The sequence below is a fragment of the Aeromonas sp. 3P genome (genome assembly GCF_051919745.1).
Lineage (GTDB): Bacteria > Pseudomonadota > Gammaproteobacteria > Enterobacterales > Aeromonadaceae > Aeromonas > Aeromonas veronii.
In genome coordinates this window covers 945,568-971,426 of sequence record NZ_JBQBED010000001.1, presented here as the reverse complement: position 1 = coordinate 971,426, position 25,859 = coordinate 945,568, and the positions used below count along the sequence as shown (strand labels likewise).

The following is a 25,859-nucleotide window of genomic DNA, read 5'->3' as shown; positions in this document are numbered from 1 at the left end:
AGTGGTGGCAATTCTAGCCCATCAGGGGCTGGCGGCATAGTCTCTCTGGCGCCGTAACCGTGCTGGCAGGCGGGATTGGCCCGCTTTTCTGCCTCGTTTTCTGCCCCCGAACGGGGTATTATGACCAACCATTTTACTCACAGGCAGTGGTTAGAAGATGCTGAAGATATACAACACACTCACTCGTCAAAAAGAAGAATTCAAACCTATCCACCCGGGCAAGGTGGGCATGTATGTGTGTGGCGTCACCATCTACGATCACTGTCATATCGGCCACGGCCGCACCTTCGTCGCCTTTGATGTGGTCGCTCGCTACCTGCGTTACGCCGGTTACGACCTCACCTACGTGCGCAACATCACCGACGTGGATGACAAGATCATCAAGCGCGCCGCTGAAACCCGCGTCACCTGCGACGAGCTGACCGAGCGTCTGATTGGCGACATGCACGCCGACTTCGACGCCCTCGGCATGGTGCGCCCGGATATCGAGCCGCGCGCCACCCAGCACATCGAAGAGATCATCGAGCTGGTGCAATCCCTGCTGGAAAAAGAGCACGCCTATGTGGCGGATAACGGCGACGTGATGTTTATCGTCGAATCCTACGCCGACTACGGCAAGCTCTCCGGCCAGGATCTGGAGCAGCTGCAAGCCGGTGCCCGCGTTGATGTGGTGGATGCCAAGCGCAACCCGCTGGACTTCGTGCTGTGGAAGATGTCCAAGCCCGGCGAGCCGACCTGGGAGAGCCCCTGGGGCCCGGGCCGTCCTGGCTGGCACATCGAGTGCTCCGCCATGAACTCCAAGCACCTTGGCAACCACTTCGACATCCACGGCGGCGGCTCCGATCTGCAGTTCCCGCACCACGAGAACGAGATCGCCCAGTCCTGCTGCGCCCACGGTGGCGACTACGTCAACACCTGGATGCACAGCGGCATGGTGATGGTGGATAAAGAGAAGATGTCCAAATCCCTTGGCAACTTCTTCACTATCCGCGATGTGCTGGCCCATTTTGATGCCGAAACCGTCCGTTACTTCCTGATGTCTGGCCACTACCGCAGCCAGCTCAACTACTCGGAAGATAACCTCAAGCAAGCCCGCGCCGCGCTGGAGCGCATGTACACCGCCCTGCGCGATCTGCCGGTGGCCGCGGCTGCCGGTGGCGAGGAGCAGGTGGCGCGCTTCAAGGAAGCGATGGACGACGACTTCAACACCCCGGAAGCCTACTCCGCCCTGTTCGATCTGGTGCGCGAGATCAACCGCCAGAAGGGTGAAGACATGGCCGTTGCCGCCGCGCTGGGCGCCCGTCTGCGCGAACTGGGCGCCGTGCTCGGCATCCTGCAGCAAGACCCCGAGGCTTTCCTCAAGGGTGACGAAGCGGACGAAGAGGTTGCCGAGATCGAGCGCCTGATCGCCGAGCGCAATCAGGCCCGTGCCGACAAGAACTGGGCTGCTGCCGATGCCGCCCGCAACCGTCTCACCGAGATGGGCATAGTGCTGGAAGACAGCGCCGGCAAGACCAGCTGGCGCCGTGCCTAAGGCCGGTTGGCCTTGTTGGCGTCTGGTGCCAACAGGTTGAGCTAATAAAAAACCGCAGCCCTAGGGCTGCGGTTTTTTTTGTGGCCGGTCTGAGGGCTGGCACCTTCCCTCTCTCCTTAATGGCATGGCTTCGCCATGCAGGACACGAGGGCCTTGCCCTCGAAGGGGTTTCGCCCGCCCTTCGGGCTGGGGCGAGTGTAACTGTTCACCCAGATGGCATTGACAGGAAAAAGTGAGACGATCATCCCTTGATCCACTGTTGCCCCTTGCCTGATCCCGCCAGCTTGGCACCATCACGTCATGAGCAAACCCATTACGCCACCACCCGGCCTGCCGCTGACCCTCGAGCAAGCCAACGAGCTGATTTACAAGCTGATGGCGCGCATCGCCGAGCTTGAAGACCGCCTCAACCAAAACAGCAATAACTCCTCCAAGCCCCCCTCCACTGATGGCTCGGGGACCCCGCCTGCGCGCAAGCGCCCCGCTTCCGGCAAGGCTCGTGGTGCCCAGCCTGGCCACAAGGGGCAGCGGCGTGAACGTCATCCTGAGGACGACCGACTGACGGCAATACCACACTATCCTGCCCGGCAGTGCGCCTGCTGTGGTGAGCAGGTGGTGTCCCATGACAAGCCCTACCGGGTTCATCAGGTGTTTGACCTGCCCGAGGTCAGCTATGTGGTGACAGAGCATCAGCTGTATCGGGGCACCTGCCGTGGGTGCGTCACCACCAGTGAAGCAGCCCTGCCCGATACGGTGAGCCACAGCCAGATGGGGGCTAATCTGCTGAGCTATATCGCTTTGCAGAGTGGTCAGTTCCACCAGAGCATCAGCAAGATACAGCAGCAGCTCAAGCAGCACTTCGGTTTGAGCTTTAGCCGAGGCGCCATCAGTGAAGCGCAAGGCCGGGTCAGCGCCATGCTCACCCCGACCCACCAAGCCATCAAACAGCAAGTGCAGTCTGCCGCCATCATCCATGCCGATGAAACCCGGCACCAGCGGGGCGGTGAGCGACGCTGGATGTGGCTGGCCCTGAGCAAGGTCGCGGTCTGCTTCATGACGGCGTTTGGCCGCGGTCAGGAGGCAGCGAAGCGGTTGCTGGGCAGTGAGCTTGATGGGGTGCTGGTGACCGACCAGTATGCGGGATACCGCTTCATCGACAGCGCCCAGCGCCAACTGTGCTGGGCGCATGTGCTGCGCAACGTGGCGGCGATTGCCGAGAGTAGCGACGCCGTCAACCAGCCTATCGGAGCCCGGCTGGTACTGCTGGCTGACACGGTGTTCAGAACCCGGCATGGCTATGAACAAGGCTGCTTAAGCCGGGAGCAGTACCAGCGAAGGTTGCAGCGATGTCGGCAAAGCTGGCGAAGGCAGCTGGAGCGGGGCAGTGTACTGTGTTCCAAGCGCTACCGTGGGCGCTGCCAGTTACTGCTCAAGGACGATGAGATGCTATGGCGTTTTATGGAAAACGACGAGATAGCGCTGACCAACAATGAAGCGGAGCGGGCGCTGCGTGGCTATGTGCTGTGGCGCAAGGGAAGCTATGGCGTCTGGTCGCATCGAGGCGAGCAGTTCAGGCAGCGTATCCTATCGTTGGTGGAGACGGCCAAGCGATTGGGCCGCTGCCCGCAGGAGTGGCTGAGGGCAGTTGTCAGGTCCTGCATCGAGAAAACCGACTACCCGTTCCCGGAGGAGTTGGTGCTGTCAACACCGTCCCGGTGAACGGTTACGGGCGAGTGACTTTTGAAAGACCCAAAGTCACCAAAGGTCTTCTCCCCCGGCAACCCGCCCGCTTCGCGGGTTCCCTCGTCTCGTCCAACGGGTCGGACGGAGCGCCGCAGACGGCACATCCCTGTGCCGGCTGCGGCTGCGCCATCATCCCTGATGGCGCTCCTGACCCGTTGAACTCGACTCGGCGGTTTGCAGGGGGAACCAATACCGTGCCCGCCCGTGGCTTTAGCGTGCATGTTGACCGCCTTTTCCGCTGAAAGGGGAGGGCAGAGCAAGGAGGTGGGGAAATAGGGCTTTGGCTTGAGTTAAAAAGTGTCAGGGAAATAGAAATAAAAACCGCAGCTCAAGGCTGCGGTTTTTAATGGTCATAGAGATAACCCAAATCTTTATATGGAAATGTAATTTGATGACGTTAAATAAGCCTTTAATAAGTTAAGTTCTTTTCCTTAGAACCTGTAAGTCACTCAGATATGATTTAATCTGAGAAAGGTCTGCTTCCACTTCATCAATAGTTGGGCAGGGGGCACCAACAGCTGGGGCGTTATCATGACCGGTAAAATAAGCACTACATTTACTCATGGCATTATCTATTAATTGTATGTCACTTTCCGATATGTCAATTAGCCGTGACAAGCGTTGCGTAGAAACACCTCGTTCAAATCTACATACTACTTTGTTCAGAAGCTTTTCTTCAATCAAACGTTCCCATGACTCTCGGAGTAAGCCATAAAACTCTCTAGAGGCACGATGGAAGTCATTTTCTGTTCCATCCTTATCGATTTTTCTTAAATTTTGAAGCTTGGTGTTCAAATAATTTAAACGCTTGGAGGTCGTTAATGCTTCCCAAGGGGCGCTATCTCTGACAATTCCTGCATGCTTTCTTGATCTTTCGAGAGTTAAGCTCCCATATTTTGCTTGTTGAATTTCCACTTGCTCTAACAGAATTTTAAAAAATACTATATCATGTGTAAATATAATTACTTGGCGATTTATAGATTCGTCAATAAGCCTCTTTGCAATTTTGCAGCTCCATTGATGACTCAATGAGTTGACTGGGTCATCAAATATAACAGTGGACTGTCTGTTATCAACTTTCATTTCGGCCAAGAAAGCTGCTATAGCAATACAGCGTTGCTCTCCTTCGCTTGCCACCTTCGCAACAATTTGTTCACCAGATTCAGCTATCGATAACTTAAATTGCTGATAACCTCCAGAGTTTCTTGTCTGTACGTCAACAGAGAAACGAGTAAAACCGAAACTTTTCAATTCATTTTGAAAGGAGTTTTTGAGTGGTTCTATTACATCTTGCTGATAAATTTTTGATGACAACAAAGAGATGCCTCTTGTATCACACTCACTCCTTATTTTATTCATTTTCTCGATAACTTTATGCCTTCTGATATTATTAAGTATGTGCTCAAGGTTTTCCTGTATGTATTTCCTGTCTTTGATTTCATTTAGCTCTGATTCCTTTTTAATTATTAGTTTAGATAGGTCATTATTATCATTAATTGAGCTTAATTGTTCAGCGATTATGTTAATAGCTGTATATAATCCTGTAGCAGCAGAAGTATCTAGAGGTGAGTCGCTAGCTGGATATGATGATGAAGTAGTGAATAGCTTTTGACGTTCAGATAATGTGTTAAATAGTACAGTTATCTTATCTGCCATTCCTGGTTGTAACTTATCTATTTCTGTTAGCGCAGCATTATGATTAGTGAGGCTGACATCTTGAGATGAAATCATTAAAAGAGCATTTTTAAGTAAATTGTGCGCATCTTTTGCATCTGTAGCTGCTGAGTTCGCTAAAAACGTGCTTAATGAAGCTAGTCGTTCAGCGCTGACCTCAGAAATATCTTGTAAACATAAAGGGCAAGAATCACCCTGAATAGGTGGGAAGTTATGAGCCTTTGGTTCAGACTTAATAAAGTTCTTTGCGGCTGTCCACATTGTTTGCCAAGCTATACCTGCAATTGTATCCAGAGGTAATCCTTGTAATGTTGCCTGCATTATATCATCAGCAATCTTTTGCTTTTTATGATAATCATCTTGCAATTCGACTAATCGTTCAAATGCTTTATCTCCTAAGTGCCTTAAAATGTTTGTTGTTGATTGATACAATGGAGTTAAAATGTCGATTTGTTGACGCAGTGATGCTTTAATTGATTCTGGTGTTTGTAACTTAAACTTAGATATCTCTTGCAAGAGAGGTTCAATTCTCAATATTTCTTCTTTCGAGGCTACATGATTAAGTACATCAGCCTCATTAGTTTTGTAAGATATGTCATTGAAAAATTGAGCTGTAACTGAGTTGGATTCCAAAGGATTAATTTTGATAAAGCCGTTACCTGCCATGGTATCTTCATCAATAAATGCTTTGATTCTATTAATCGTCTTGGTTAGTTCGGTCAATAGATTTAGCCCTGATGGTTTAAAACCAAGGGAGTCTTCTTTGTTGACATAGTGTTGAGCCGATGTGGAATCAAAAACCCTTATTGCTTTAAGAGAGGGTATTATATCTTTGTTTAAAGACCAAGCGTGAATCTCATCTTTTCCACCTACAGTGATTCTAATATTTGCACTTGGAGTTGGATTGTTTACCGAAAAAACATTTCCCAATATCGTTGGACATGATCCACGAGTTAGGCATGCATTCTTTAAAATGCTGGCATAACTTGACTTACCAGCACCATTATCACCGTAAACAATAAAACATCCACTTTCATTAAATTTCAGAATTTGTTCGTCATGAAGAACTCCGACTCCTTGGACATTTTCTATTGATGCCAAGTTAACTTTATCTACTTCAGTCGTATAACCAGAAAAATCTAACGCTACATCTAATCGAGAACGATCAAATTGCTGTTCATCTTCTAAATAATGTTCAATTCTAGCAATTTGATATATCTCATTGATATCATCCTGATCTAGCTCTCCATTGACTAATGCCAAACGTATAGTGTGTTTCCACCAGATTGGTTTGTCCTCAATCCAACCCTTAATTTTTTCAATAGGTGTCATGTTGATATCCTTGGCAATTAAATGTATTTATTTATAGTTCGTAGGTTCGATTAGCGAAGCGTAATCGGACGTTCGAGAAATATGGTGTTATTACGGTGAAATACTCACTGTCGGGCCTTCAATATAAAGCCGTTTCCAAATTGGGATATCTGCCGCTTGCCGTTATACCCGCCATGTTTTTTTCACCTATGCAACCATGTCGATGATACCTGTTGCATAGGTGCGACAATCTGCTCTCGCCATGGGGTGGCGAGGGGGTGGCAGCGAGACAACAACCCGCCCGATCTTTGCCCCGAATAGGCTGGGGAGTGTTACCGCGGTGCAATGCGCTGCGCTTATTGCACCCTACGCCTGTTAACTGGCCTCGGGGCTGCGGGCTGGGTGTTGCCCCCTGTTGTTCGCCGAGGTGAGCCCGTTTGTCCAGGCCGCGAGGCAGGACGCCGAGCGAGCGCCGCTGGGCCATGGATGGCCCATCGGCGCGTGCCGTGGGACAAACGGGTGAACCGAGGGAACCCGACGCAGGAGGGCGAACAAGTGGGGGATTAGACCTTTGGTGACTTTGGGTCTTTCCAAAGTCACTCGCCAAGCCGCGCAGCGGCGGCGAAACCCCGTCGAGGACGGAGTCCTCGCGTCCTGCATGGCGAAGCCATGCCAATACCTTGTTGCAGGGCAAAGACGTTACCGACCCCGTCACCCTAACCCTCTCCCGCACGGGGAGAGGGAACAGCGACCGTGGACGATTACGCTCCGCTAATCGACCCTACTGGCGAAGCCATGCCAATACCCTGTTGCAGGGCAAAGACGTTACCGACCCCTCACCCTAACCCTCTCCCGCAAGGGGAGAGGGGATGGTTACCGTGGACGATTACGCTTCGCTAATCGACCCTACTCGACCCTACGCTAAAGTCGCTACCGCCCCTGACTGTCGCTACCAGATTGCGCCGTTGACCATTGATCTCGGAAAAGGGGTCAACAGACGCCCGTCGCCATATTACGGAGCCAGAGTGGTCTTATCTATGGTTTTGATGAGCTAACTATCAGAAAAGAGTGATTTTTTGCGCTGGCACAAACTTTTATTAATTAGCGATTAGTTGTTGGTTGTCGGGGCTTGGAGCTGGCAGGGCGGTGGGGTGACGCCGCGAGAGGAGTGCAAACGGTAAAGGAGGGGAGCGCAAACGGAAAAAAGCGAAGGGGCCCGCGGTGGGCCCCTTGTTGTTGGTGCTCGACGCGGCTCCGCTATTTGGCTGCGGGGGTTGGGAAGTATTTGCTGTGCAGCAGCGGGTATTCGCTGCTCGCCAACACCTGGGTCAAGCCGGTCTGGAACTCCTTGACCAGCTCGTCGCTCACCGGATGGCTGAAGGCGAAGCAGAACTGCTCCGAGCTCAGCACCCACTGCTCCTTGAAGCGGGCGGGGTCGAGTTTTTGCTCGACGATCAGCTGCTCCATGGTGGTCTTGTTGGTGGAGACCAGATCGACCCGGCCTGAGGTGAGCATCTTGAGCGCCTGTGCCAGCCGGTTGGCGGCCATCAGTTTGGTCTCGTCAAAGCCGTTGTTGAGCAGCAATTGCTCCCCCACATCGGCTCGCACCGCCCCGATATTGAATGCCTTGGCATCGTCGAGCTTGGTGATGGTGATATTGCGATCGGCCAGCCCCACCAGCACGATCTCGGCATACCCGATGGGGCAGGCCCACTTGAACAGGGGATCCCGCGCCTGGGTGCGGGCGGTGGAAAAGAGCACCGCATTGGGCTTTTGGGTCAGCAGGTAGTAGCCGCGCGCCCAGGGCATGATGGTGATGGGCTGCGCCGGTGTATTGGTCTTTTTCCATACCAGTTGCAGCAGTTCGACCGCGAGGCCGGTGGGGGCGCCGCTGGCATCGGCGTAGTTGTAGGGTTTGTACTCTTCGGTGATGTAGTGCAGTTTGCCGAGCTCAGGACTCGCCTGTGCGAGGGTGGCCAGCAGCGCCCCGGCCAATCCAATCCATGGTTTCATTTTTGCCATCCTGATCAAGGGAATATCTGCTCAAGTGTGACCAAGCTGGCCGATTTCGCCAAGGCGACGGAGCATGTTTGGCAAAAAAGCGCGGGTGCACGCCGCCATCACGCACCCTATGCCAGCGGTGATCAGGGCGTTAGCGCAGTGGCAGGTATTTGGCTTGCAGGGCCGAGAAATCCGCCGAGGCGACGACCTGGGTCAGCGCCTGCTGAAAGAGGGCGACCTCGCTGTCGGGCACCTGACGGCTGAAGGCGTAGCAGAGCGGTCTGGCATCCAGCACGAAGGCGACATGAAAGTCATCCGGCTTGAAGCCGAGCTGCTGCAGGGTTTGATAGCCCGCCAGCTTGTTGGTCGCAAACAGATCGGCGCGACCGGAGGTGAGCATTTTGGCCGCCTGGGTGAGGCGGTTGGCCAGCATCAGCTGGCGCTCATCGATACCGCGCTCGAGCAGCAGCTGTTTGGAGACGGTAGAGCGCACCACGCCGACCTTGTAGCGGCTGATCTCGGCCTCCGAGCCTAGGGTGATGTTGTCCGCCTTGCGCCCCAGTAGCACAAACTCCGAGTGATCGATGGGGCAGGCCCACTTGAAGAGTGCCTCCCGCTGCGGGGTGCGGGCGGTGGCAAACAGCACCACATTGGGTTTTTGTTGCAACAAGTTGTAGCCCCGGGCCCAGGGCATAATGCGGATTGGCTGGGGCGACACGCCCCGCGCTTTCCAGATAAGCAGCATCAGCTCCACCGACAATCCGGTCGGCATCCCTTGTTGGTCGCTGAAATTAAACGGGGGAGAGATTTCGCTCAGATACTCGAGTTTGCCCGGATCGGCCTGCGCGAAGGTGGCCCACAAGAGCAGTAGCAGATGAGGTAGGTGCCATGTCCGCACGGGAAAGATCCTTCGCAATCAACCATGTAGCCCAGTTTGACTGCTTGCGGCGGGAATAGCTAGCCACCTCTATTGCATCTTTCATCAATAAGATGGGCAGCGAACTGCTGCCCATCGGGTGAGTGAGTGCTCAGCGCACCGGCAGGTATTTGGCCTGCAATTTGCGAAACTCCTCCGAGGCGAGGGCGCGGGTCAGGCCCTGCTGAAAGAGGGTGATTTCGCTGTCGGGCACCTGACGGCTGAAGGCGTAGCAGAGCTGCTCGGCGCTCAGCACCATGGCCACGTTGAAGTCGTCGCTGCTCAGCTTCAGTTCGCGGATGGCGTCATATCCCGCCAGTTTGCTGGTGGCGAGCAGGTCTGCGCGGCCGGAGAGCAGCATCTTCAACCCCTGCGACAGGCGGTTGGCCGGGATGATGTTGTTGTCATCCATGCCGTTGTTGAGCAGCAGCTGCTCGGCGGCGTCCGAGCGCACGGCGCTGATCTTGTACTGGCTCATCTGATCGAAGGCGGTCAGGGTGATGTTCTGCGCTGTGCGGCCCAGCAGTATGTACTCCGAGTAGCCGATGGGGCAGACCCACTTGAAGAGATCCTCCCGCGCCTGGGTGCGGGCGGTGGAGAAGAGCACCACGTTGGGCTTCTGGGTTAGCAAGTAATAACCTCGTGCCCAGGGCAGGATGCGCACCGGCTGGGGTGTCACGCCGCTGTGTTGCCAGATCATCTGCAGCAGATCGACCGCAAGGCCGGTGGGCTGGCCTTGCGGATCGCTGTAGTTGTAGGGGGGGTACTCTTCGGTGAGGTACTCGAGCTTGCCCAGATCAGCCCGGGCCGTCGAGGCCCAGCAGAGCAGCAACAGATGACAGATCAGCCATATCCTCATTGGGAACATCCTTAGCGATCAACCTTCCCTTGAGTGTGACCATGAACAGAGTAAATAGCCACTCACTGCCGTTACCAGCGGGCGCGGATCTGCCCGATGGGCTGGTAGGCCTCATCCCGCAGCCCCACCAGCAGGGTCTTGCCATCCGCTTGCAGCCGGAACTCGCCGTAGCGGGCCGCTTCGTACTGCTCTGCCGTGCCCTCTTCAAAGAAGTAGGCATCGGGGCCAATCTGCCACTGCCGCTCGCTCTGGTGCACCTGCAATAGCCGCTCATCGCTGGCGAGCCGATCCGGTTTGCCATCGGCCACCAGAGTGGCCACCTGATGGGCATCGAGGCGGATCACCAGGGTGTCGCTGCCCTTGTCTTGATTAGCACGGGCGTCGCGGCTGGTCAGCTCGCGGGCAATTTCATAGTTGAGCCGCATGTAATCCCCCTGCATCAGGGAGCGGGGATCGACCGGAGCGAGCCGCAGCAGCACCACTTCGCCGCTGCTCATGGCGTGCTCATAGCGCCAGACGGTGGCATTGATGCCTGCCAGGATGGCGAGGCCGCTCAGCAACAGGGCGAGCTGTCGGGTGACGGGTTTCATGAATCGCTCCTTGCCGCGAAGGTGGTGAGCAGCTGGCGGGCCCCCAGCAGCAGGATGCCGGAGCCCAGCAGCAGCCAGGATTTGGTCATCAGGGTGAGCCCCAGATCGTAGTAATAGAGCGAGCCATAACCGAGCAGCAGCAAGGCCGAGAGGGTCATCAGCCCCAGACTGCCGGCATAAAACCCGAGGATCAGCACCAGTGCGCCTGCCCCCATGCCGGGGATGATGGCGCTGATCAGCACCAGCGGCAGGCCAAACAGCAGGGGGAGCTTGAGTTTCACCATCACCGCCAGCAGCAGGGCGGCGCAGAGCAGCGGATTGAGCCAGAGCGGCAGGCGGGACAGCCCCAGCTCGTCCAGCACGCTGCTGCCGCCATCCCACAGCGGGTGGTGCAGACGGCCCAGCACCAGCAGCGAGAGGGCCAGCCCCAACGTGATGGAGTGGTAGAGCTGGTGGCGCTCTGGATCCCTATCTGCCCGCAGCCAGCAGAAGGTGATGGCCGCCATCACCAGCGGCAGGGCCAGCAGTTGCAGCCCGAGGCAGGCAAGGCCAAGGGTGAGCAGCAGGGCCGCCGCCACGCTGTGAAACAGCCGCACCAGCCAGTGATCGAACAGCACGGCGATGGCGAGCGACAGCAGGCACAACCCAAACCAGAGCAGGGCGTGATGGAGATCCAGCTGATCGAGCAGGCCATAGAGCAGCCAGGCATCAGCCGCCAGGGTGAGGGCCAGCACGAACTGATCCCAGAGATCGCCGCTTTGGCTGCGATTGAGGGCGTAGGCCCCCGCCAGCAGCACGGCACCCAGCAGCAGGGCACTGTTGGCCTCGCGGGTCAGCTGCTCGAAGGTGAGAAACAGGAAAAAGAGCAGGAACAGGGCGGCAATCCAGCCCACCAGCCCCAGCAGAAAGCGGCTCGACCAGTGGGGTTGGGTATCACGGGGCATCTCCCCTTCCACCAGATTGGCCTGTTGCAGCGTTTGCCAAAGGGTCAGATCACTCATGAGACCTCCGTTGTTGTTGCAGCCAGCGGGCGGCGGTGACCGAAAGGCCGATGGCAATCAGGCTCAGCAGCAAGAAGCCGTTGATGTCGGGCTCCATCCACTTGCCCAGCGCCGCGAGGATGACGGCAATCAGACTGAGGCACCCCATGGCGAGTCCGGCGATAAATCTGTGATGCCAAAGGGCATAGGCCGCAGCGAGCCAGCCAAGCCAGAGCGGCCACACCAGCGCAGAGGCGGCATCAAACAGCGCCAGCAGGGTGAGCAGGGTAGCTCCCAGACCGGCAGCAAGGCCCGCCAGCCAGCTTGGCATCAGGCGCCAGCGGTTTGGTGCCAGCAGAAGCAGACCCCAGAGGGCAGCGTTGAGCAGGGTAAGGCACCAGCCCAATCCCTCTTCATCGAAGGTAAAGAAGAGCGTGAACAGGCCGAGCCGCCAGTAGAGCACCAGCGCCAGCTGGCCGAGCAGCCAGCTCAAGGTCCAGAGCAGGGGAATTTGGCCAAATGTCGCCAGCGGCACCAGCATCAGCGCCCAGGTGGCGAACAGCTGCCAGGGATCGGCGCCGGTCTGGTAGGTCTGACCCACCAGCGCCAGCAGGGCGCCGATATTGAGGGCGATAGCGAGCAGCAGCGCCTGACGGGGGGTATCCCCCAACGGTTTGCGCCACAGCAGAAGCAGCATGGCGAGCAGCGGCGCCTCCAGCAGGGCGAGGCGGGAGACCCGGCCCAGCTCTTGCCAGTTGAAGGCGACGAAGAAAATAAGGCCGGCCCCGATGCAAAGGGCACCGAGCCAGAGCAACAGCCGGTCAAACAGCCACTGCCAGCGCGCCGGATGGGGGGGAAGATCGGCGAGGGTCAGGGCGTCCACCAGCTTCTCTGGCGCTAGCCGTCCCTGTTTGACCCATTCGAGAAGCGTCTCTCTTGATACGTTGTGCATGGGGGGACTCCGCGAGGTTTGCCCCATTATGGCATGAGGCACCCGCAACCGTGCACTGCCCCTTGGCTCTACGGCTGGTGGTTGCGACAGCGGATTACGCAATAGACACAGCAGTAAACAAAAAGCCCTCCGAGGTGGAGGGCTTGGTCAGCGGAAAAGGCGATCAGGCAAAGATCAGGGTGCTCACCCCGAGGCCGACGAAGAGGATGGCGCAGGCGATGCGGATCCCCTTGAGCGGCAGCTTGTCTGCCCCCAGCTTGCCGATCAGCACCACAGGCACGTTGGCCAGCATCATGCCGAGGGTGGTCCCGGTAATGACCTGCACCAGCGAGTCATACTTGGCGGCCAGCAATACGGTGGCGATCTGGGTCTTGTCGCCGATCTCGGCGATGAAGAAGAGTACGAAGGTGGCCATAAAGGGGCCGTATTTATCCAGCGAGCTCTCCTCGTCATCCATCTTGTCCGGCACCAAAATCCAGATAGCCATGGCGATAAAGGCGATGGCGACCAGCCAGGTCATTATCTTGGGATCGAGCCAGCGACTGATGAACTCGCCAATCCAGGCAGCGCCCGCATGGTTGAGCAGGGTAGCCGCCAGCATGCCGGCGATGATGGGCCAGGGCTTGCGAAAACGGCAGATGAGCAGCAACGCCAACAGCTGGGTTTTATCGCCGATTTCGGCAATAGCGACGCTGAGGGTTGAGGTTAACAAGGCTTCCATAAAAATGACCGGGGGACGGAATTGTTATAAACCAAAGACAAGCCTGCGCCATCCGTCCCCGGTATTGGCACTGGCCCGTCAAAGGTCTTGTCAAATCCATGGCTGGCATGGATCACCCTGACCATGGTGATTTGGCACCAAGTATGTTGATCAGGGTCGCAAACCGGTATTCATGCAATGGATGGCACCGGCGTGCGAGACTACTCCCCCTCGATGGGAGCGGGCATTCTAGGGAAAAACCGCATGAGTGACAAGGGGATCAGCCACCCACCAGCTTGACGCTGAAACCGGCTTTCTCCAGCTCGGTTTTGATCAGGTCCCGTTTATCCCCCTGGATCTCGATTATCCCTTCCTTGATACCGCCTCCGGTGCCGCACTTTTTCTTGAGCAGGGTGGCCAGGGATTTTTGCTGATCGGCGGGTACGCCATGAATGGTGATCACCCCGGCACCCTTGCGCCCCTTGGTCTCGCGGCGAATGCGCACGGTGCCGTCGGTGGGGAAGGGGGAGGCGGATTGGGGAGCGCTCTGCTCCTTGATCATGCCGCCATCTGTGCTGTAAACGAGGCGGCTGTTGTTGTCGTGACTCATGGCAATACTTTATGGGTTAGCTAAGCGGAGTTTGATTTTACTCAAATAAAAGTTGAAGACACAGCTTATAATGCCCCAAGTAAAAGCGAATTATTATTGTTTAACTTCAGGAGTCAGTCATGGTACTCACGCAGTTGTCACCGGGACAGAGTGCTCGCATCAAGAATATGAATCAGCTCGCCCGGCCGCTGCGCCGCAAACTGATGGTGATGGGCCTGTTGCCCCAGACTGAAGTCATCTATCTGCGCTCCGCCCCCCTGGGGGACCCGCTCCAGATCCAGTGCCAGGGGATCTGTCTCTCCATGCAAAAGAGTCTGGCCCAGCAAATAGAAGTCGAGCCGGTATAAACCCCTGTTCGGCTACCGCTTCGGTCAAGAAAGTCACCGGGAGCGGTTCAGAGACAAGAAGTCGAACCTGCAAAGCAGCTTGCCACACGCACGCGGCGGGTTCAGAAGAAAATAGAGGTAGAGCTGGTATGAATTATTCCCTGGTAACGGTAGGTAACCCCAATAGCGGCAAGACCTCCCTGTTCAACGCCCTGACCGGCGCCCGCCAGCAGGTAGGCAACTGGAGTGGTGTCACCGTCGACAAGAAGATGGGTGAATTCAGCGCGGGTGAGCATCACTTCAAGCTGATGGATCTGCCCGGCATCTATAGCCTGGCCAGTCAGGACGGCAGCTTGGACGAGCAGATCGCCAGCCGCTTTGCCCAGGGCCAACAACCCGACCTGCTGCTCAACGTCATCGACGCCGCCAATCTGGAGCGCTCCCTCTACCTCACGCTGCAACTGCGCGAACTGGGCCTGCCGATGGTGGTGGTGCTCAACAAGCTGGATATCCTGCAAAAGCGCCGCATCGTCATCGACGAGAGCAAGCTCGGCAAATCCCTCGGTTGCCCGGTGGTGGCCCTCTCTGCCCACAACAGCAAGCAGGTTGCCGCCTTCAAACAGCAGATCCGCCAGTTTATCGGTCAGCCGCAAGCCGCCTTGCAGCTCGATACGGCCACGAGCTTGAAACCGATCTGGCGGAGCTGGAGACCCTGCTCGCCCCGCATCACCTCACTACCCGTGGCCGCGCCCTGCGCCTGCTGGAAGAGGATGCGGTGATGCAGGAGACTCTGCTGCCCGGTCAGCAGGCGGCCGCCGCCAATGTAGTGGCTCGCGCCCATCAGGGACAGGATATCGACCTGCAACTGGCGGATATTCGCTACGGCCATATCCACCAGTGGGTACAACAGGCTCGTCAGCAGAAGGGTAAGCTCACCGAGGCCCAGAGCGAGTGGCTGGATCGGGTGCTGCTCAATCGCTGGATTGGCATCCCCTTCTTCCTGTTTGTCATGTACCTGATGTTCCTGTTTGCCATCAACGTTGGCAGCGCCTTTATCGACTTCTTTGACATCATGGGCGGCGCCCTGTTTGTCGATGGGGTGCACCACCTGCTGGGGCTGGTCAATGCCCCCGAGTGGCTGGGCGCCATTCTGGCAGACGGCTTCGGCGTTGGTTTGCAGACCGTGGCCACCTTTATTCCGGTGATTGGCTGCCTCTATCTCTTCCTCGCGGTGCTGGAGAGCTCCGGCTATCTGGCCCGTGCCGCCTTCGTGGTGGATGCCCTGATGCGCCGCCTCGGCCTGCCGGGCAAGGCGTTCGTGCCGATGCTGATGGGCTTTGGCTGTACCGTCCCCTCGGTGATGGCGACCCGTACCCTCAACTCCGAGCGGGAGCGGCTGATGACCTCCGCCATGGCCCCCTTCATGTCGTGCGGTGCCCGTCTGCCGGTTTACGCCCTGTTTGCGGTGGCTTTCTTCCCTGAATCAGGCCAGAACCTGGTGTTCGGTCTCTACCTCATCGGCATTCTGGTGGCGGTGCTCACCGGCCTGTTGCTGCGTAGCACCCTGCTGCCGGGCAAGAGCGACTCCATGCTGATGGAGATGCCGGATTACGAGTGGCCGCGACCGGTCAACGTTGCCATCAAGACCTGGCAGAAGCTCAAATCCTTCGTCTTTGGCGCCGGTAAAACCATCGTGCTGGTGGTTGCCGTGCTGAGCGTGCTCAATTCCCTGGGTACCGATGGCAGCTTTGGCCATCAGGAGCAGGAGAGCTCGGTTCTGAGCAAGATAAGCCAAGCGGTGACCCCGGTGCTGCACCCCATCGGTGTACGCGATGACAACTGGCAGGCCACGGTCGGTATCGTCACCGGTATCTTCGCCAAAGAGGCGGTGGTCGGAACCCTCAACAGTCTCTACGCCGGTGGTGGCGATGCAGAGGAGGAGAGCGAGTTCTCGCTGGTGGCCAGTTTCCACGAGGCGATCGATGCCGTGGCGGCCAATCTGGCGGAGATCAACCCGAGCGACCCCATGGGACTTGATGTTGGCAACCTCGACGATCAGAAAGCTGCCGCCGAGGCGCAGGAGGTGGATGTCTCCACCTACGGCAATATGCAGACCCACTTCGACGGGGCGGCCGGTGCCTTTGCCTACCTCTTGTTCGTGCTGCTCTACATGCCTTGCGCCGCCGCCATGGGCGCGCTGGTGCGGGAAACCGGTCGTCAGTGGGCGCTGATGACGGCGGTATGGTGCAACTATATGGCCTTTATGTGCGCGACCCTCTTCTATCAGGTGGCCACCTTCGCCGCTCACCCGGAGCAGAGCCTGTTCTGGATCGTCAGCTACGGCCTCTCTCTGGGACTGCTCTGGTGGGCCGGTCGCCGTCACGGTGACATCGTTGCCCGCAAGGTGGTGACCTTATGATCCTGCGCGAGCTGGGGGATTACCTCGCCGCGCAGCAGAAGGTGAGCCGGCGTGATCTGGCTCGCCACTTCCACACCTCGGAAGATGTGGTGGAGGCCATGCTCGGCGTCTGGATGCGCAAGGGGCGGGTCATCAAGCGTGAAAGCCGGGTCTGTGGTGGCAGTTGCTGCGGCAAGAGCGAAGAGGTGATGTTCGAGTGGTGTGACGCGGGCCAGATTGGCATCAAGATCCGCTAAACGACTACCCAACCTCATCATCAAACATCGAACAATAAAAAACGGCAGATCCTGCACAAGGGTCTGCCGTTTTTATTGTTGAAAACAGGCGGGATCAGGCGCCTTGGCGAGCCTCGCTCAGCAGTGCCAGCGCCGGTTGGGCGTTGTCCGGCATCAGCCGGTAGGCCTTGTGATGTTTGACCAGGGTGGTCTTCTTGTTGCCCTGGCTCAGCAGCAGGCCGTGCTTGAAGGCCGCCTCGGCCAGCACCTTCTCGTCACCGCGCACATAGAGGGTGAGGGGTTTGACAAGCTCACCGTCCTCGATATGGCCTTCATATTCGCTATGGCTTACCACCAGACTCGCCTGCCCGCCCGATTGCAGGCGCAGCTTGGCGTTCACTTCGCTCTCGGTCAGCACCAGCCAGCCTGCCGCTGAGAGCTCCTCCAGCAGCGCCGCCAGCTTGGCCCCCAGTTGTTGCGGGTTGGTCATGGCGCACTGGTACTGGAAGGCGATGCGCTCCAGCAATCCCTTGAGATCGGCACCCGCACCCAGCGTGCGGCCAAGCTGCACCCAAGCTTTCAAATCTTCCATCACCAGACGGGAGAAGCGCTTCTCCTTGAGGGAGTCAGCCATCCAGGTGCAGAGAAAGTGGCTCTCTTGCGCCGGAGTGCGCTTGCCCGCCTTTTGCTCGGCGGTGCGGGCCAGTTCGGCCAGGCTTTGAGTGGCCATCTCGAGCAGGGCCTGATTGTAGGTCGGAGAGGTCATAAGCAATCCTTGAGTTGACCACCAGGGGTCAACACCGATGACAGAGATGGCAAAGGCGCCAGTGGCGCCTTTGCGGTTCAATAGAGCAACTGCCCGCCTTATTTCGGCTGACGGGGCTTCTTGGCGGCGGCCAGACGCTTGAGGCGCTGACCCTGCAGCTTGGCTTCGGCCATCACCTGGGCTACGGCGTTATCTTCACGCTGCGGGCGCTTGCCGAAGCGGCGACGCTCTTGCAGCTGTTTGATCAGCTCGTCACGGCTGCTCACCTCATAGCCCGGCACCATGATGCGACGGATCTTCTGGCCGATCAGGGCCTCGATCTCCAGCAGGGTGCGCTCCTCTTCACGGCTGACGAAGGAGATGGCCATGCCGCGCTTGCCGGCACGACCGGTACGACCGATGCGGTGCACGTAATCTTCCGCCAGGAACGGCAGATCATAGTTGACCACGTATTCCAGGTCCGGGATATCCAGACCACGGGCGGCCACTTCGGTGGCCACCAGTACCCGTACCTTGCCTTCCATGAATTCGCGCAGGGCGCGGCGACGGTTGCCCTGAGCCTTCTCGCCATGGACCACGGCGGACTTGATGCCGTCGAGGTTCAGCTCCTCGACCAGCACATCACAGCTCTCGCGGGTACTGGCGAACACCAGCACCTGCTGCCAGTTCTGCTTGCCAATCAGCTCTGAGAGCAGCTCGCGCTTGCGCTTCTGCTCGACCGGATAGACGGTGTGGCTGACGGTGTCGGCGGTGGAATTCTGCTTGTTGACGCTGACGATCTGCGGTCTGTCCAGCATCAGGTTGGCCAGCTTCTTCACCGCATCGGAGAAGGTGGCGGAGAAGAGCAGGTTTTGACGGGTCTTGTTGACCGCTTGCAGGATCTTCTGCACATCGGCACTGAAGCCCATGTCGAGGATGCGATCCGCTTCATCCATCACCAGACACTCGACGCCGGAGAGGCTGAGGTTGCAGGCGGTGAGGTGCTCCAGTAGACGGCCCGGGGTGGCCACAATGATGTGAGCGCCCGCTTTGAGCTTCTTGGCCTGCACGTCCTGCTTGCCACCGCCGACGATGGTGATGGTGGTGATATCGAGATACTTGGCGAAGTCATTGATGTTGCTCGCCACCTGAGCCGCCAGCTCGCGGGTCGGGGTCAGGATCAGCACACGGGCGTTGGAAGGCTGGACTGGCGCCGGATTGTCTACCAGACGCTGCAAGATGGGCAGGGCGAAGGCGGCGGTCTTGCCGGTACCGGTCTGGGCGCTGGCCAGCACATCGCGGCCACGGCGAATGGCCGGGATCGCCTGTTGCTGCACAGGGGTCATCTCCTGATAACCGCAATCTGAGACAGCACGCAAAATCTCGGGGGCAAAATCGAACGATTCAAATCTCATAATGGGTTCCTGTGTTCCAGCTGGGCTGTGTTTGGCTTGGTTAGCTCGGCATGAGCGAGACGGAGGTTGTAACCACCGACGGCTGCGCCTGACATCAAGTCAGAGAGTGAGCCGGAAAATGGCGGGCGCGAAGTGTAACAGATAGACGTCACAAATTCTGCCTCAAATGGTTGTCCTTTTCTCATCCTTTGTGGTGTGAATGGCGGTTGAAAGCAATCATTTGACTCCCAAATGCCAAGCTTGGAGGTGTGGGCTAACGGTTTTGGGCAAGGACGAGAGGGATATCAATGGAACTGGAACAGTTAAAACGCCAGCTGGAGCAGCTTGGCGAGCGCAATGACAGCATGCAGCAGGCTCGCCACCGCAAGTTGCTCAATATCACCCGCGACACGGGGGAGTTGCTGTCAATATTGGTGCAGACCCGTGGGGCGCAGGCGGTGCTGGAGATTGGCACCTCCAATGGTTACTCCACACTCTGGCTGGCAGAAGCTGTGCGTCGGCTGGAGGGGCACGTTACCACCATTGAGCTGGATGAGGATAAGCGCGTGCTGGCCCATGACAACTTTCAGAGGGCAGGGTTGGCCCCCTGGGTAACCTTGCTGGCAGGGGATGCGGGCGAGTTGCTACCGACCTTGCCGCAAGGCGGCTATCAGCTCATCTTCCTCGATTCGGATCGTCAGCACTACTTGGCATGGTGGCCGCAGATCCGCCGCCTGCTGGCACCCCGTGGCCTGCTGGTGGTCGATAACGCCATCTCTCATCGCAGCGAGATGGTGGAGTGGATGAACGAGGTCGGGCAGGATCCGGCCTTTGCCACCTCGCTGGTGCCGGTCGGTAAGGGGGAGTGGCTGGTGGTGCGTTTGTAGGGGGTAGCTACAAAAAATCAGCCTCGCATTGGCGAGGCTGATTGTGAAAGCGCATCAGGGTCTTGGTCGGTCGGATCAGACCGCCAGATAGTCCATGATCCCTTCGGCCGCTTTGCGCCCTTCGTAGATGGCGGTCACCACCAGATCGGAGCCACGTACCGCGTCGCCACCGGCGAACACCTTGGGGTTGCTGGTCTGGAAGGCATATTCCGCCTGCTCGCGGGCCTTGATGCGATCCCGGTTGTCGAGCTCGATGCCGAACTCCGCCATCCAGGGCTGGGGGTTGGGCTGGAAGCCAAACGCCATCACCACCGCATCGGCAGCCAGCACCTGCTCGGAGCCCTCGATGATCACCGGATTGCGGCGGCCATTGGCGTCGGGTTCACCCAGCTCGGTGCTCACTACTTTGATGCCGACTGTGCGACCGTTGGCATCCAGTTCGACTGCCACCGGTTGCAGGTTGAACATGAACTCAACCCCCTCCTCGCGGGCATTTTTCACCTCCCGCTTGGAGCCCGGCATGTTCTCCTCGTCGCGGCGATAGGCGCAGATCACCTTGTCAGCCCCCTGACGGATGGCGGTACGCACGCAGTCCATGGCGGTATCGCCACCGCCCAGCACCACCACCTGCTTGCCGGCGAAGTCGATGTAGTCGGCTTGTGCCTTCTCGAACCCCAGCAAGCGGTTGGCGTTGGCGATGAGGTAGGGCAGGGCGTCATAGACACCCGGCGCCTCTTCGTTGGCAAAGCCACCCTTCATGTACTTGTAGGTACCGACCCCGAGGAAGACCGCATCGAACTCGCCGAGCAGATCGGCGAAGGTGATGTCCTTGCCCACTTCGGTCTCGAGACGAAACTCCACGCCCATCCCCTGGAAGATCTCGCGGCGACGCTGCATCACCTCTTTTTCCAGCTTGAAGGAGGGGATACCGAAGGTGAGCAGGCCGCCAATTTCGGGATATTTGTCAAACACCACCGGGGTGACGCCGTTGCGTGCCAGCACATCGGCACAGGCAAGACCCGCCGGGCCGGCGCCAATAACGGCGACCCGCTTGCCGGTCTTGACCACGTTCGAGAGGTCGGGCTTCCAGCCCATCTCGAACGCCTTGTCGGTGATGTACTTTTCGATATTGCCGATGGTCACCGCACCGAAGCGATCGTTGAGGGTACAGGAGCCCTCGCAGAGGCGATCCTGCGGGCAGACCCGACCGCACACTTCCGGCAGGCTGTTGGTCTGGTGGGAGAGCTCCACCGCCTCAAGAATGCGCCCCTCTTTGGCCAGTTTCAGCCAGTTGGGGATGTAGTTGTGGACCGGACACTTCCACTCGCAATAGGGGTTGCCGCACTCGAGGCAGCGATCCGCCTGCATCTGTACCTGCGGCTGATTGAAGGACTCGTAGATCTCCACAAACTGGATTTTGCGGATCTTGAGCGGCTTCTTGGGCGGGTCGACCCGCTGGACATCGATAAACTGAAATACGTTCTGGCTCATAGGGTTCCCTCCTTATTGCGCCTGGATTCTGAGTTCTGCACTGGAACGGCTGGTGTGACCCAGCAGCGATTTCACGTCGCTGGACTTGGGTTTGATCAGCCTGAACTTGGGCACATAGGAGTCGAAGTTGGCCAGGATCTCCTCGGCGCGCGAGCTGCCGGTCTCATTGAGGTGCGCCGTGATGATGCCGCGCAGGTGCTCCTGATGGATGGCGAGATCCGCCACGTCCAGCAGTTCCACCAGCTCGGGGTTAGTGCGCTTGGCGAAGTTGCCGCACTCGTCGAGCACGTAGGCAAAGCCGCCCGTCATGCCCGCCGCGAAGTTAACGCCGGTCTGACCGAGCACGGTGACGATGCCGCCGGTCATATATTCACAGCCGTTGTCGCCAATCCCCTCGACTACCGCCAGGGCGCCGGAGTTGCGCACCGCGAAACGCTCGCCGGCAGTGCCTGCGGCGTAGAGTTTGCCGCCGGTGGCGCCGTAGAGGCAGGTGTTGCCGATGATGGCTGCTTCGTGGGATTTGAACGCCACGCCGACATGGGGCTTGATCACCAGCTTGCCGCCGGTCATCCCCTTGCCCACGTAGTCGTTGGCGTCACCGGTGAGGATCATCTCGAGGCCACCCGCGTTCCAGACGCCGAAGCTCTGGCCCGCGGTGCCGTTGAAGTGCACCTTGACCGGATCCGCTGCCATCCCCTGATTGCCGTGCCGTTTGACGATTTCGCCGGAGAGGCGCGCACCCACCGAGCGGTCGGTGTTGCGAATGTCGTAGCGGAACTCGCCGCCGCTTGAGGTTTCCACCGCCTCCAGCAGATCCTCCACCATCTTGAGGTTGAGCGGCCCCTTGTCGAAGGTGGGGTTGTGCTGCTGGCTGAACAGGCTGGAGCCTGCCGGTGCCACCGGACGGGCCAGAATGCCGGAGAGATCCAGCTTGGCCTGACGGGCGGTGCGGCCGGGCAGGGCTTCCAGCAGATCAGTGCGGCCAATCAGGTCGGTCAGCTGGGTGACACCGAGCTGGGCCATCAGCTCGCGGGTCTCCTCGGCGATGAACTTGAAGTAGTTCATCACCATCTCCGGCAGGCCGGTGAAGTGCTCGCGACGCAGCTTCTCATCCTGAGTGGCAACGCCGGTGGCGCAGTTGTTCAGGTGGCAGATCCGCAGGTATTTGCAACCGAGCGCCACCATGGGGCCGGTGCCAAAACCGAAGCTCTCGGCGCCGAGGATGGCCGCCTTGATGATGTCGAGACCGGTCTTGAGACCACCATCCACCTGCAGTCGCACCTTGTGGCGCAGGCCGTTGGCGACCAGCGCCTGTTGGGTCTCGGCCAGACCCAGCTCCCACGGGGAGCCGGCATATTTGACCGAGGTGAGGGGGCTGGCACCGGTACCGCCGTCATAACCGGAGATGGTGATGAAGTCGGCATAGGCCTTGGCCACGCCGCAGGCGATGGTGCCAACGCCGGGTTCGGAGACCAGTTTCACCGACACCAGACAGCTTGGGTTGATCTGCTTGATGTCGAAGATGAGCTGGGCCAGATCCTCGATGGAGTAAATGTCGTGGTGCGGCGGCGGTGAAATCAGGGTCACGCCGGGCACGGAATAACGCAGCTGGGCGATCTGGGCAGTCACCTTGTCACCGGGCAGCTGGCCACCCTCGCCGGGCTTGGCCCCCTGAGCCACCTTGATCTGCACCACATCGGCGTTCATCAGGTAGTGGGGGGTGACGCCAAAGCGGCCGGAAGCCACCTGCTTGATGCGGGAGTTCTTCTCGGTACCGAAGCGCTTGGGATCTTCGCCCCCTTCACCGGAGTTGCTCTGACCGCCGAGGCGGTTCATGGCGACAGCCAGCGCCTCGTGGGCCTCAGGGCCGAGGGCACCGATGGACATGGCGGCGGAGTCAAAGCGGGGGAACAGCTTGTCGGCTGGCTCAACCTGATCCAGTGCGACCGGATTGTCGACCTTCTTCAGGGCCAGCAGGTCACGCAAGGTAGAGACCGGGCGTTCGTTGACCAGACGGGCGTACTCCTTGTAATCGGCATAGTTGCCGGAGCGCACCGCGGTTTGCAGGGTCTGCACCACATCCGGGTTGTAGGTGTGGTACTCGCCGCCGTGAACGAACTTGAGCAGGCCGCCGTGGGCGAGGGGCTTGCGGGCCAGCCAGGCCTGACGTGCCAGCTTGAGTTGATCCTGCTGGATGTCGGCAAAGTCGGCGCCCTGAATACGGCTCGATACGCCACGGAAACAGGTCTCGACCACGGCTTTGGCCAGACCCACCGCTTCAAACAGCTGGGAGCAGCGGTAGCTGGCGACCGTGCTGATGCCCATCTTGGACATCACCTTGTAGAGCCCCTTGTTGATGCCGTTGCGGTAGTTGACCATCGCCTGGCGCAGGGGCATGGCGAGCACCCCCTCTTCAACCTGTTTGGCCAGGGTTTCGTAGGCCAGATAGGGGTAGATGGCGGTCGCGCCAAAGCCCAGCAACACCGAGAAGTGGTGCGGATCGCGCACGCTCGCGGTCTCCACCAGAATGTTGGCGTCACAGCGCAGGTTGTTGTCCACCAGAGTACGCTGCACCGCACCCACCGCCATGGCGGCCGGGATGGGTAGGGTATCGATGCTGATGTCGCGATCCGACAGCACCAGCAGCACGGTACCGCTCCTGGCGGCAGCCTTGGCCTCCTCGCAGATGCGCAGGATGGCGGCCTCCAGTCCCTCTTCGGGCTTGAAGTTGAGGCTGATCACCTTGTGCCGGTAGTACTCTCCCTCCAGTGCCAGCAGCTGGTGGAAGTCGGAGTAGAGCAGGATCGGTGACTGGAACAGCACCCGGTGGGCGTGGCCGAAGGTCTCGTTGAAGACGTTCTGCTCGCGACCGATACAGGTGGCGAGCGACATCACGTGATTCTCCCGCAGCGGATCGATGGGCGGGTTGGTCACCTGCGCAAACATCTGGCGGAAGTAGTCATAAAGGGTGCGAGCGCTGGAAGAGAGCACTGCCATCGGGGTGTCATCCCCCATGGAGCCCACCGCTTCCTGACCATTTTCACCGAGAACCCGGATGATCTGGTCCAGCTCCTCGAAGGAGTAGCCAAACAGCTTCTGATAGGTTTTCAGCTGCTCATCGGAGAACTCGCGGCTACCGGTCTGGCTGTCGTCCATCTGCTCGAAGGGAACCAGCCGGCGGCAATGTTTGTCCATCCACTGTTTGTAGGTGTGGCGGCTCTTGAGATCGTCATCGATCTCGAAGCTGGTCCACACCTTGCCGTTGCTGGTATCGACCACGAACAGCTCGCCCGGGCCGACCCGGCCCTTCTCCAGCACTTCGTCCGGGGTGTAGTCCCAGGTGCCGACCTCGGAGGCGAGTGTGATGAACTTGTCCTTGGTGATGACGTAGCGGGCCGGACGCAGACCGTTGCGATCAAGTGCGCAGGTGGCGTAGCGACCGTCGGTCATGACGATACCGGCCGGGCCGTCCCACGGCTCCATGTGCATGGAGTTGAAGTCGTAGAAGGCGCGCAGGTCGTCATCCATGTTCGGGTGTTTTTGCCATGCAGGCGGGATCAACAAGCGCATGGCGCGGAACAGGTCCATACCACCGGCGAGGAAGAGATCCAGCATGTTGTCGAGACTGGAGGAATCCGACCCCGTGGTGTTGACGAAGGGGGCAGCTTCCTGCAAATCGGGAATGAGCGGCGTCGCAAACTTGTAGCTGCGCGCCTTGGCCCACTGGCGGTTGCCGGCGATGGTGTTGATCTCGCCGTTGTGGGCCAGATAGCGGAACGGCTGGGCCAGCGGCCAGCGCGGGCTGGTGTTGGTGGAGAAACGCTGGTGGAAGACGCAGATGGCCGCCTGCATACGGATGTCGGCGAGATCCAGATAGAAGCGCGGCAAGTCCACCGGCATGCACAGTCCTTTATAGACGGTGACCAGGTTGGAGAGGCTGACCACATAGAAGTAGTCGTCGTTGACGCGCTTTTCGATGCGGCGACGCACGATATAGAGACGGCGCTCGAGATCCTTGTCGACCCAGCCGGGCGGTGCGTTGACAAAGACCTGTTCAATGCTGGGCAGGGAGGCTTTGGCGATGGTACCCAGTACGTTGGTATCGACAGGCACCTTGCGCCAGCCGACCAGACTCAGGGTCTCTTTTTCCAGCTCTTCGTCGATGATGTCGCGGGTCTGCTGGGCCAATACGGGGTCAGGGTTGAGAAACAGCATGCCGACCGCATAGTTGCGGCCAAGGTGCCATCCCTTCTCCTCGGCGACAGCTCTGAAGAAGCTGTCCGGTTTTTGCAGCAGCAGACCGCAACCATCGCCGGTCTTGCCATCGGCGGAGATCCCGCCGCGGTGCTGCATGCGAGCCAATGCTGACATCGCGAGACGGACAAGCTTGTGGCTGGCTTCCCCTTCCATGTGGGCCAACAGGCCGAAGCCACAGTTATCCCTCTCCAGCTTTGGATCATATAGTGACATTGCATTTCTCCCTTGCTCGGCCTTGTATCGCACAGTCATCAC

The 25,859-nt window shown here is 58.5% G+C and carries 18 protein-coding genes and 1 pseudogene; 6 read left to right on the top strand and 13 right to left on the bottom strand.

All coding sequences use genetic code 11. The annotated features are described in order from the left end of the window. Window positions 1-157 precede the first annotated feature (157 nt). Together cysS and ACTG19_RS04280 are read left to right on the top strand one after the other, a co-directional pair. Window positions 158-1,534, top strand: coding sequence for a cysteine--tRNA ligase (cysS, locus tag ACTG19_RS04285; RefSeq protein ID WP_421298656.1), 1,377 nt, complete (start codon window positions 158-160; stop codon window positions 1,532-1,534). Window positions 1,535-1,834: 300 nt separating this feature from the next. Beyond that, the gene (locus ACTG19_RS04280) at window positions 1,835-3,253 is read left to right on the top strand and encodes an IS66-like element ISAs21 family transposase (RefSeq protein ID WP_004576012.1); all 1,419 of its coding nucleotides are present in this window, start codon (window positions 1,835-1,837) and stop codon (window positions 3,251-3,253) included. Between the two features lie 441 nt (window positions 3,254-3,694). On the opposite strand, the gene ACTG19_RS04275 is transcribed toward ACTG19_RS04280, so the two are convergent. From ACTG19_RS04275 to ACTG19_RS04235, 9 genes are all read right to left on the bottom strand, one after another. Beyond that, on the bottom strand, window positions 3,695-6,283 hold the full coding sequence (locus ACTG19_RS04275; RefSeq protein ID WP_439988779.1) for an AAA family ATPase: 2,589 nt from the start codon (window positions 6,281-6,283) through the stop codon (window positions 3,695-3,697). 1,236 nt (window positions 6,284-7,519) lie between these two features. Then, a complete protein-coding gene (locus tag ACTG19_RS04270; protein ID WP_042056222.1) occupies window positions 7,520-8,275 on the bottom strand; it encodes a substrate-binding periplasmic protein in 756 nt (251 codons plus the stop codon). Window positions 8,276-8,414: 139 nt separating this feature from the next. Then, a complete protein-coding gene (locus ACTG19_RS04265) occupies window positions 8,415-9,161 on the bottom strand; it encodes a substrate-binding periplasmic protein (protein WP_439988778.1) in 747 nt (248 codons plus the stop codon). Window positions 9,162-9,291: 130 nt separating this feature from the next. After that, window positions 9,292-10,038, bottom strand: a complete 747-nt coding sequence (locus tag ACTG19_RS04260; protein WP_439988777.1) for a substrate-binding periplasmic protein — start codon at window positions 10,036-10,038, stop codon at window positions 9,292-9,294. Window positions 10,039-10,109: 71 nt separating this feature from the next. Beyond that, window positions 10,110-10,628: a GDYXXLXY domain-containing protein gene (locus ACTG19_RS04255; protein WP_439988776.1), complete on the bottom strand. Its 519-nt coding sequence runs from the start codon at window positions 10,626-10,628 to the stop codon at window positions 10,110-10,112. Continuing rightward, on the bottom strand, window positions 10,625-11,629 hold the full coding sequence (locus ACTG19_RS04250; protein ID WP_201902121.1) for a DUF4401 domain-containing protein: 1,005 nt from the start codon (window positions 11,627-11,629) through the stop codon (window positions 10,625-10,627). Before ACTG19_RS04250 ends, ACTG19_RS04255 begins: the two co-directional genes overlap by 4 nt. After that, complete coding sequence (locus tag ACTG19_RS04245; RefSeq protein ID WP_439988775.1) at window positions 11,622-12,560, bottom strand: DUF2157 domain-containing protein; 939 nt, start codon at window positions 12,558-12,560, stop codon at window positions 11,622-11,624. Before ACTG19_RS04245 ends, ACTG19_RS04250 begins: the two co-directional genes overlap by 8 nt. A 163-nt stretch (window positions 12,561-12,723) precedes the next feature. Further along, window positions 12,724-13,281 carry a TMEM165/GDT1 family protein gene (locus ACTG19_RS04240; protein ID WP_005337386.1) on the bottom strand — a complete coding sequence of 186 codons (558 nt, stop codon included), beginning with the start codon at window positions 13,279-13,281 and terminating at the stop codon, window positions 12,724-12,726. 259 nt (window positions 13,282-13,540) lie between these two features. Beyond that, window positions 13,541-13,870, bottom strand: a complete 330-nt coding sequence (locus tag ACTG19_RS04235) for a translation initiation factor (RefSeq protein WP_047439400.1) — start codon at window positions 13,868-13,870, stop codon at window positions 13,541-13,543. A gap of 119 nt (window positions 13,871-13,989) precedes the next feature. On the opposite strand from ACTG19_RS04235, the gene ACTG19_RS04230 reads away from it, so the two are divergent. The 3 genes and pseudogenes from ACTG19_RS04230 to ACTG19_RS04220 all read left to right on the top strand — a co-directional run bounded on the left by ACTG19_RS04230 (window position 13,990) and on the right by ACTG19_RS04220 (window position 16,851). Next, window positions 13,990-14,217 carry a FeoA family protein gene (locus ACTG19_RS04230; RefSeq protein WP_005337384.1) on the top strand — a complete coding sequence of 76 codons (228 nt, stop codon included), beginning with the start codon at window positions 13,990-13,992 and terminating at the stop codon, window positions 14,215-14,217. A 128-nt stretch (window positions 14,218-14,345) separates the two neighbouring features. Then, a pseudogene (gene feoB, locus ACTG19_RS04225) lies at window positions 14,346-16,615 on the top strand (Fe(2+) transporter permease subunit FeoB). After that, window positions 16,612-16,851 (top strand): FeoC-like transcriptional regulator, encoded by a 240-nt coding sequence (locus ACTG19_RS04220; protein WP_439988774.1) that lies wholly within the window; start codon window positions 16,612-16,614, stop codon window positions 16,849-16,851. Before feoB ends, ACTG19_RS04220 begins: the two are co-directional and overlap by 4 nt. Window positions 16,852-16,945: 94 nt before the next feature. On the opposite strand, the gene ACTG19_RS04215 is transcribed toward ACTG19_RS04220, so the two are convergent. After that, complete coding sequence (locus tag ACTG19_RS04215; protein ID WP_069529674.1) at window positions 16,946-17,596, bottom strand: DUF2913 family protein; 651 nt, start codon at window positions 17,594-17,596, stop codon at window positions 16,946-16,948. A gap of 98 nt (window positions 17,597-17,694) precedes the next feature. Continuing rightward, window positions 17,695-18,990: a DEAD/DEAH box helicase gene (locus ACTG19_RS04210; RefSeq protein WP_005337380.1), complete on the bottom strand. Its 1,296-nt coding sequence runs from the start codon at window positions 18,988-18,990 to the stop codon at window positions 17,695-17,697. Window positions 18,991-19,277: 287 nt separating this feature from the next. Here ACTG19_RS04210 and ACTG19_RS04205 point away from each other — a divergent pair, with 287 nt between their 5' ends. Further along, window positions 19,278-19,856, top strand: coding sequence for an O-methyltransferase (locus ACTG19_RS04205; RefSeq protein ID WP_439988773.1), 579 nt, complete (start codon window positions 19,278-19,280; stop codon window positions 19,854-19,856). Between the two features lie 75 nt (window positions 19,857-19,931). Here ACTG19_RS04205 and ACTG19_RS04200 read toward each other — a convergent pair whose 3' ends face one another. Beyond that, the gene (locus ACTG19_RS04200) at window positions 19,932-21,347 is read right to left on the bottom strand and encodes an FAD-dependent oxidoreductase (protein ID WP_338710029.1); all 1,416 of its coding nucleotides are present in this window, start codon (window positions 21,345-21,347) and stop codon (window positions 19,932-19,934) included. 12 nt (window positions 21,348-21,359) lie between these two features. Further along, complete coding sequence (gltB, locus tag ACTG19_RS04195; protein ID WP_201990273.1) at window positions 21,360-25,817, bottom strand: glutamate synthase large subunit; 4,458 nt, start codon at window positions 25,815-25,817, stop codon at window positions 21,360-21,362. Window positions 25,818-25,859 lie beyond the last annotated feature (42 nt).